The following is an 8,560-nucleotide window of genomic DNA, read 5'->3' as shown; positions in this document are numbered from 1 at the left end:
CAGAGAAGCGGTCTGACGCTGTGCTGGTGTAGACTCTTTGCTTTCCGCTTTTGCCGCAGTCTCTTTCCCGCCGCTGTTGCCCTCTTTCAGACGGCCCAGAATCTGACGAGAAGTGACGGTAGCGCCTTCATCTTCCAGCACGGCTTCCAGAATGCCGTCCGCTGAAGCAGGCACTTCCAGCACCACTTTGTCAGTTTCAATCTCTACCAGTACTTCATCGCGGCTCACGGAGTCGCCGGGTTTTTTGTGCCAGGTTGCAACCGTTGCGTCCGCTACGGATTCAGGCAAATCGGGAACGAGAATTTCTACGCTACTCATTTTCTTTCCTTTTTATTAACCAAGGTTCAGCGCGTCATTAACCAGGTCTTGCTGCTGTTTTTGATGTACGGACATGTAGCCCACGGCCGGTGAAGCAGAAGCCGGACGGCCTGCATAACGCAGTGACGCACCAAATGGAACCACTTCGCGGAAATGATGCTGACTGCAATACCATGCGCCCTGATTCAGCGGCTCTTCCTGACACCACACGAAATCCTGCACATGAGCATAGTTTTTCAATACGTCCTGCACGACTTTGTGCGGGAACGGATAGAGTTGTTCGATACGCACGATAGCCACGTCGGTCTGCTCGTTTTTACGACGCTGCTCCAGCAGATCGTAATAAACTTTGCCCGAACACAGTACGACGCGTTTAACCTGCTGCGGATCGAGATCGTCGATCTCACCAATCGCCGGCTGGAAGCTGCCAGTGGCCAACTCTTCCAGGCTGGAAATCGCCAGCGGATGACGCAGCAGTGATTTTGGTGACATGACGATCAGCGGACGGCGCATACCGCGCAGCGCCTGACGACGCAGCATGTGGTAAACCTGCGCTGGCGTTGAAGGCACGCACACCTGCATATTCTGTTCAGCACAGAGTTGCAGATAACGCTCCAGACGCGCTGAGGAGTGCTCAGGACCCTGACCTTCATAACCGTGCGGCAGCAACATTACCAGGCCACACATACGGCCCCATTTCTGCTCGCCGGAACTGATGAACTGGTCGATCACCACCTGCGCACCGTTGGCGAAGTCGCCGAACTGCGCTTCCCAAATGGTCAGCACGCGCGGTTCTGCGGTGGCGTAACCATATTCGAAGGCCAGTACCGCTTCTTCAGACAGCACGGAATCCCACACTTTGAACTGACCCTGACCGTTATGGACATGGTGCAGCGGCGTGTAGGTTGAGCCGTTGGTCTGGTTGTGGATCACCGCATGACGATGGAAGAAGGTACCGCGACCGGTATCTTCACCGGATAGACGCACCGGAATTCCTTCGTCAACCAGCGTGGCGTAAGCGAGGTTTTCAGCACCGCCCCAGTCGAAGGCTTTGTTGCCTTCGGCCATCTCTTTGCGATCGTTGTAGATCTTGGCCACGCGAGACTGCACTTCTACCGATTCCGGTACGCTGCTGATGCGGCGCGCCAGTTCCTGCAGGCGTTTCAGTTCCACAGTTGCCGGGTAGCTTTCGTCCCACTCGTGGTTCAGATACGGCGACCAGGTGAATGAATGCAGGCTCATCGGACGCCATTCCGGCACCACGCATTCGCCTTCATCCAGCGCGTCGCGGTACAGGTTAACCATCTCAGTGGCATCTTCGGTGGTCGCAACACCTTCGCTTTCCAGCTGATCGGCGTAGATTTTACGCGGCGTTGGATGCTTTTTGATTTTCTGGTACATCAACGGCTGAGTTGCACTTGGCTCGTCGGCTTCGTTGTGGCCGTGACGGCGGTAGCACACCAGATCGATAAACACATCACGTTTAAAGGTGTTGCGATAATCCAGCGCCAGGCGAGTCACAAACGCCACCGCTTCTGGATCGTCCGCGTTAACGTGGAAAATCGGTGCCAGCACCATCTTGCCGATATCAGTACAGTACGGCGTAGAACGCGCATCTTTCGGGTTGGAGGTGGTGAAACCAACCTGGTTGTTGATCACGATGCGAACGGTACCGCCCACTTCGTAACCACGCGCCTGCGACATGTTCAGGGTTTCCTGCACCACGCCCTGGCCGATAACGGCAGCATCACCGTGAATGGTGATTGGCAGAACTTTGTTGCTGCTTGGCTCAGCCAGACGATCCAGACGCGCACGCACCGAACCCATTACGACCGGGCTCACGATTTCCAGATGCGACGGGTTGAACGCCAGCGCCAGGTGCACCAGGCCGCCTTCGGTTTCGACGTCAGACGAGAAGCCCATGTGGTACTTCACGTCGCCGGTGCCGAGGTGTTCTTTGTGCTTGCCGGAGAATTCGTCGAACAGATCCTGAGGCTTCTTACCTAAGACGTTAATCAGTACGTTGAGACGACCACGGTGCGCCATACCCAGCACCACTTCGCGCGTACCGCTTTTGCCGGCGTGACGAATCATCTCGCGCAGCATGGGCACCAGTGCATCACCGCCTTCCAGCGAGAAGCGCTTCGCACCCGGGAATTTCGCGCCCAGATATTTTTCCAAGCCTTCTGCCGCAGTCAGCTCTTTCAGGAAACCTTTTTTCTCGTCGCTGCTGAAAGACGCGTGGCCCACCACCGATTCCAGACGCTGCTGAATCCAGCGCTTCTCATCGGTGTTGTTGATGTGCATGTACTCTGCACCAATCGAGCCACAGTAAGTCTGCTGCAGCGCCGCAAACAGATCGGCCAGCTTCATAGTCTCTTTGCCGATAGCAAAAGAACCTACGTTAAAGCTTTCCTGAAAATCGGCGTCGGTCAGATCGTGATAAGCCGGATCGAGGTCGGCTACCGTGTCCTGTTTCCACAGGCCAAGCGGATCGAGGTTGGCATGCTGATGGCCGCGGAAGCGGAACGCATTAATCAGCTGCAGCACTTTAACCTGTTTGGAGTTGGTTGCCGGATCGGTCACGGTTGATGTGTAACGCGTGGCGTCTTTAGCCAGGCGGCGGAAGTAATCACGCGTGGTGGAGTGAAATTGCTCAGGTTTCACGCCAGTGCCCGGCAGCTGTTGGAACAGCTCGCGCCACATGTCATCAACTGAGTCAGGATCGGTCAGGAAATCCTCATAGAGTTGCTCTATGTAAGATTGGTTCGCGCCGGCCAGCCAGGAGGAGTCCAGCCAGGGTTTCATCGCGCTGTTCTGCATTGTGATCCCTTAAGCATTAATCTGCTTTTTATGAGGTTTCATTTTTTACCGCTTACGCGGCTTGCCGTAGTGAGTTCAGCGATACGAACCTGTGCGCTACCGGCGCCTGGCTCGTAAGGGAACCTTTATAAGCGTGGTCAGCACCGCGCTTATAGAGGCTTCCGTAAACATCCGGGAACCTGGGTTCCCGGAGAGTGACTTTCTGTTACGCCCCGCGTTGCAGCAGCATCGACTTAATATGGCCGATGGCGCGCGTTGGGTTTAGGCCTTTCGGGCACACGCTCACACAGTTCATGATGCTGTGACAGCGGAAAACACTGAAAGCATCGTTTAGATTGTCGAGACGCGCATTGGTTTCCGTATCGCGGCTGTCGATCAGGAAACGGTAAGCGGCCAGCAGGCCAGCCGGACCAACAAACTTGTCCGGATTCCACCAGAACGACGGGCACGACGTTGAGCAGCAGGCGCAGAGAATACACTCGTACAAACCATCCAGATGCTCACGCTCAGCAGGGCTCTGTAAATGCTCGCGTGCCGGTGGATTTTCCCCATTATTCAACAGGAAAGGCTTAATCTTCTCATACTGTGCATAGAATTGTCCCATGTCTACCACGAGGTCGCGGATCACCGGCAAACCAGGCAGTGGACGGATAACAATTTTCTTCGTGCCGTTACCCAGCGCAGAGATCGGCGTGATACATGCCAGACCGTTTTTACCGTTCATGTTCAGACCATCTGAACCGCACACGCCTTCACGGCATGAGCGACGGAAAGCCAGCGTTGGGTCTTTCTCTTTCAGACGGATCAGCGCATCTAGCAGCATCATGTCGCGACCATCTTCCGACTCCAGCGTGTATTCCTGCATACGCGGTTTGTCGTCGACTTCCGGGTTGTAACGATAGATAGAAAATTCGAGTCTCATGATGATCTCCGCAATTAGTAGGTACGCGCTTTCGGCGGGAAGGCCGCACGCAGTTTCGGTTGCATGTTCACCTCACGGCGCGTCATGCTTTCCGTCTGCGGAACATAGAGACTGTGGCACAGCCAGTTTTCATCATCGCGATCCGGGAAGTCGAAGCGGCTATGCGCGCCACGGCTTTCGGTACGGAAGTTGGCGGCGACAGCGGTGGCGTAAGCGGTTTCCATCAGGTTATCCAGCTCAAGGCACTCGATACGCTGGGTGTTGAAGTCTGGCGAACGGTCATCAAGACGCGCTGATTTCAGACGCTCACGAATCACTTTCAGCTCTTCCAGACCTTCACGCATCGCATCGCCATCGCGGAATACGGAGAAGTTGTTCTGCATGCAGCGCTGCAGCGCTTTACGGATTTCGACAGGATCTTCACCGGTGGTGTTATTTTCCCAACGGTTGAAGCGCGCCATCGCTTCATCAAGATTTTCCTGCGTGGCTTCACGCAGTTCGCCCTGCTCTTCAATACACTCCAGCAGATGCACACCGGCTGCGCGGCCGAACACCACCAGATCGAGCAGCGAGTTGCCGCCGAGGCGGTTAGCGCCGTGTACCGATACGCAGGCGATTTCGCCGACAGCGAACAGACCCGGAATCACCTCATCCTGGCCCTGCTCATTCACGCGCAGCGCCTGGCCGGTCACTTTGGTCGGCACCCCGCCCATCATGTAGTGGCAGGTTGGGATCACCGGAATCGGTTCTTTGATTGGGTCAACGTGCGCAAAGGTGCGCGACAGCTCAAGGATGCCTGGCAGACGCGATTCCAGTACATCGGCACCGAGATGGTCGAGCTTCAGTTTAATGTGCGGACCCCAAGGGCCATCGCAACCGCGACCTTCACGGATTTCCACCATCATGGAACGTGCAACCACATCACGACCCGCCAGATCTTTGGCGTTCGGCGCGTAACGTTCCATGAAGCGTTCACCGTGCTTATTCAGCAGGTAACCACCTTCACCACGGCAACCTTCAGTAACCAGCACGCCCGCACCGGCAATACCGGTTGGGTGGAACTGCCACATTTCCATATCCTGCACCGGCACGCCTGCGCGCAGCGCCATGCCAACGCCGTCACCAGTATTGATGTGAGCATTAGTGGTGGACTGGTAAATACGGCCCGCGCCGCCGGTCGCCAGAATGGTGGCCTTGGCTTTGAAATAGACGGTTTCGCCAGTTTCCATGCAGATAGCCGTACAGCCGACAATCGCACCGTCTTCGTTTTTCACCAGATCCAGCGCATACCATTCGGAGAAGATGGTGGTTTTGTTCTTCAGGTTCTGCTGATACAGCGTATGCAGCAAGGCGTGGCCGGTACGGTCGGCCGCAGCAGCGGTACGCGCCGCCTGCTCACCGCCGAAATTCTTCGACTGACCACCAAACGGACGCTGATAGACGCGGCCGTCATCAAGACGGGAGAAAGGCAATCCCATATGTTCCAGTTCCAGAATCGCTTCTGGACCGACATGACACATATATTCGATCGCGTCCTGGTCGCCGATAAAGTCGGAACCTTTGACGGTATCGTACATGTGCCATTCCCAGTTATCGTCATGGGTGTTACCCAGCGCGACGGTAATACCGCCCTGCGCCGATACAGTATGGGAACGGGTTGGGAAAACTTTGGATAACAGGGCACAAGTCTGGCCCGATTGGGAGATTTGCAAGGCGGCACGCATACCTGCGCCACCCGCGCCGATCACCACGGCATCAAATTCTCTGACTGGCAAACTCATTTACACACCCCACACCACAACAAATCCATAAATTGCGTACGACAACAGCGCAACCACAATCACAAACTGCAGCAGCAAACGGGTTGCTACTGGTTTCACGTAGTCAGTCAGCACTTGCCACATTCCAATCCAGCCGTGGATGAGAATCGAGAACAGTGTCAACATGGTGAACACTTTAGTGAAGGCGGATGAGAAGAAGCCATGCCAGACGTCATACGTCAGCGTGCCTGTCATCACGACAAAACCGAGGATGTAGATGATGTAAAGCGTCATTAAGATTGCAGCAGCACGCAGTAACAGCCAGTCATGGATACCGTTGCGTCCTAATGCAGAAGCATTGCTTACCATACGAGGACTCCAGCCAAAATTGAGAGCACGACAGTGATAACAAAAGCCGCTTGCGCGGAACGGGTTCCCACCTGCAGGGTTTCTTCCATAAAGCCAAAATCAGCCAACATATGACGAATACCGCCCACGACGTGATACGCCAGCGCAGTTAAAATGCCCCACATGATGAATTTGGCAAAGAAGCTATCCATGATGGATGCCGCTTGCAGGAAACCTTCAGGAGAAGAGAGGGAGAGACCCAGTAACCAGAGCAGAATTCCGAGAGCGACAAAGGTAATCACGCCGGAGACGCGGTGGAGAATGGACGATATTGCAGTAACGGGAAACCGGATCGTCGAGAGATCCAAGTTAACAGGTCTTTGTTTTTTCACGGTTTTGCCCACACAGCTCTTTTTTATTTTGCTTCCTCCGGTCCTGAGTTGCATCAGAGACACAGCGTGTGTTCAGACTGCAACCGCCACCAAAATAGCAACATCCAGTGTTAAATAAAGCGGGTAAAACGCTGGGTGGCTCCTGGTGTCAGGGTGTTCCGGAGACCTGGCCGCAGTATAGGAGGATCACATTCTGATTACAATTCCCCTACAATCTCTTTGGTCACATTTAGGCTGAACAGTGATCACCTTCACGAATTTCACAATTTATACATTTTTAATTATCTGATTTGACAAAGAATCAACATTTCAGTTACAAACAATCGCATTAAAGCCCTATGATGCACAAAAGTTATGGGGATACACTTTCCCCTAAGCTCAAGTTATGTAACATTGCCAATACAAGTTATATAAAGCATCAGGTTATTGGTTACCAAGAAGTTATGTCGTGACAGGAACTTTAACATCCTCGATGTGCAGCATGTCATGCCCCGATGCCACCGAATGGCCCAAATTCAGCGATTACTCTGTAACCTTGCCTAACCAACGTTACCGTAGAGTGATGCTGGGAAGATTGTGGTTTTATGCAACATGGAGGCTATTCTGGTGTCTAAGATCCTTACCTTAAAGGCGCTATGGAGACGAAATAATGACAGATAAAAAAGTGACGCTAACCCTACAAGATAATACGTCTGTTGAACTGGACGTGATGCAAGGCACGCTGGGACAAGATGTTGTTGATGTCCGCGCCCTTGGCTCTCAAGGCCTGTTCACCTTCGATCCCGGCTTCACCTCTACGGCGTCCTGCGAATCTAAAATCACCTTTATTGATGGTGACGAAGGTATTCTGTTACACCGTGGTTTCCCGATTGACCAGTTGGCAACCCACTCAAACTATCTTGAAGTGTGTTACATCCTGCTGAATGGCGAAGCCCCGACCCAAGCCCAGTTCGAAGAGTTCCGCACCACCGTTACCCGCCACACCATGATCCACGAGCAAATCACTCGACTGTTCCACGGCTTCCGTCGCGATTCGCATCCAATGGCGGTGATGTGTGGTGTGACCGGTGCGCTGGCGGCGTTTTATCACGACTCTTTAGACGTCAACATTGAACGTCACCGTGAAATCGCTGCGTTCCGCCTGCTGTCGAAAATGCCGACCATGGCGGCGATGTGCTACAAGTATTCGATTGGCCAGCCGTTTGTGTATCCGCGTAACGACCTCTCTTATGCCGGTAACTTCCTGCACATGATGTTCGCCACGCCGTGCGAAGAGTACAAAGTGAATCCAGTACTGGAACGCGCGATGGACCGTATTCTGATTCTGCACGCCGACCATGAGCAGAATGCTTCAACCTCTACCGTGCGTACCGCAGGCTCTTCAGGCGCGAACCCGTTTGCCTGTATCGCCGCCGGTATCGCTTCACTGTGGGGACCGGCGCACGGCGGTGCCAACGAAGCGACACTGCGCATGCTGGAAGAGATCAGCACCGTTGATCACATCCCTGAGTTTGTTAAACGTGCGAAAGATAAGAACGATTCGTTCCGTCTGATGGGCTTCGGCCACCGCGTGTATAAAAACTACGATCCACGTGCCACCGTGATGCGCGATACCTGTCACGAAGTACTGAACGAACTGGGCATGAAAGATGATCTACTGGAAGTGGCGATGGAGCTGGAACACATCGCGCTGAATGACCCGTACTTCATCGAGCGTAAACTCTATCCAAACGTCGATTTCTATTCAGGCATCATTCTGAAAGCGATGGGCATTCCGTCTTCCATGTTTACCGTTATCTTCGCGATGGCGCGTACCGTGGGCTGGATTGCACACTGGAAAGAGATGCATGACGAAGGCATGAAAATCGCCCGTCCGCGTCAGCTGTATACCGGTTATACCGAGCGTCCATTCACCTCGGCGCTGGATAAATAAGAGAAAGGCGGCCATCTGGCCGCCTTTCTTATTACGCTACAACTGGCATCCCGGACACCAATAA

At 53.9% G+C, this 8,560-nt stretch carries 7 protein-coding genes; 1 reads left to right on the top strand and 6 read right to left on the bottom strand.

Annotated features, from left to right (window positions below):
* The 6 genes from RTY00_RS09490 to sdhC form a co-directional block, all read right to left on the bottom strand.
* Positions 1-318: biotin/lipoyl-containing protein (locus tag RTY00_RS09490; RefSeq protein WP_312664242.1), on the bottom strand; the 318-nt coding region annotated here is incomplete at its 3' end.
* 15 nt (positions 319-333) lie between these two features.
* Positions 334-3,141 carry a 2-oxoglutarate dehydrogenase E1 component gene (gene sucA, locus RTY00_RS09485; RefSeq protein WP_008107371.1) on the bottom strand — a complete coding sequence of 936 codons (2,808 nt, stop codon included), beginning with the start codon at positions 3,139-3,141 and terminating at the stop codon, positions 334-336.
* Positions 3,142-3,346: 205 nt separating this feature from the next.
* A complete protein-coding gene (locus tag RTY00_RS09480) occupies positions 3,347-4,063 on the bottom strand; it encodes a succinate dehydrogenase iron-sulfur subunit (RefSeq protein ID WP_008107369.1) in 717 nt (238 codons plus the stop codon).
* A 14-nt stretch (positions 4,064-4,077) separates the two neighbouring features.
* Complete coding sequence (gene sdhA / locus RTY00_RS09475; protein WP_036649196.1) at positions 4,078-5,844, bottom strand: succinate dehydrogenase flavoprotein subunit; 1,767 nt, start codon at positions 5,842-5,844, stop codon at positions 4,078-4,080.
* Positions 5,845-6,192 carry a succinate dehydrogenase membrane anchor subunit gene (sdhD, locus tag RTY00_RS09470; RefSeq protein ID WP_008107364.1) on the bottom strand — a complete coding sequence of 116 codons (348 nt, stop codon included), beginning with the start codon at positions 6,190-6,192 and terminating at the stop codon, positions 5,845-5,847.
* Positions 6,186-6,617, bottom strand: coding sequence for a succinate dehydrogenase cytochrome b556 subunit (gene sdhC / locus RTY00_RS09465; RefSeq protein WP_008107362.1), 432 nt, complete (start codon positions 6,615-6,617; stop codon positions 6,186-6,188). Before sdhC ends, sdhD begins: the two co-directional genes overlap by 7 nt.
* 595 nt (positions 6,618-7,212) lie before the next feature.
* On the opposite strand from sdhC, the gene RTY00_RS09460 reads away from it, so the two are divergent.
* Complete coding sequence (locus RTY00_RS09460; protein ID WP_008107361.1) at positions 7,213-8,496, top strand: citrate synthase; 1,284 nt, start codon at positions 7,213-7,215, stop codon at positions 8,494-8,496.
* Positions 8,497-8,560 lie beyond the last annotated feature (64 nt).

Source organism: Pantoea sp. CTOTU49201, assembly GCF_032054795.1.
Lineage (GTDB): Bacteria > Pseudomonadota > Gammaproteobacteria > Enterobacterales > Enterobacteriaceae > Pantoea > Pantoea symbiotica.
The sequence above is the reverse complement of the archived record's forward strand: the minus strand, read 5'-3'. Positions and strand labels throughout refer to the sequence as shown.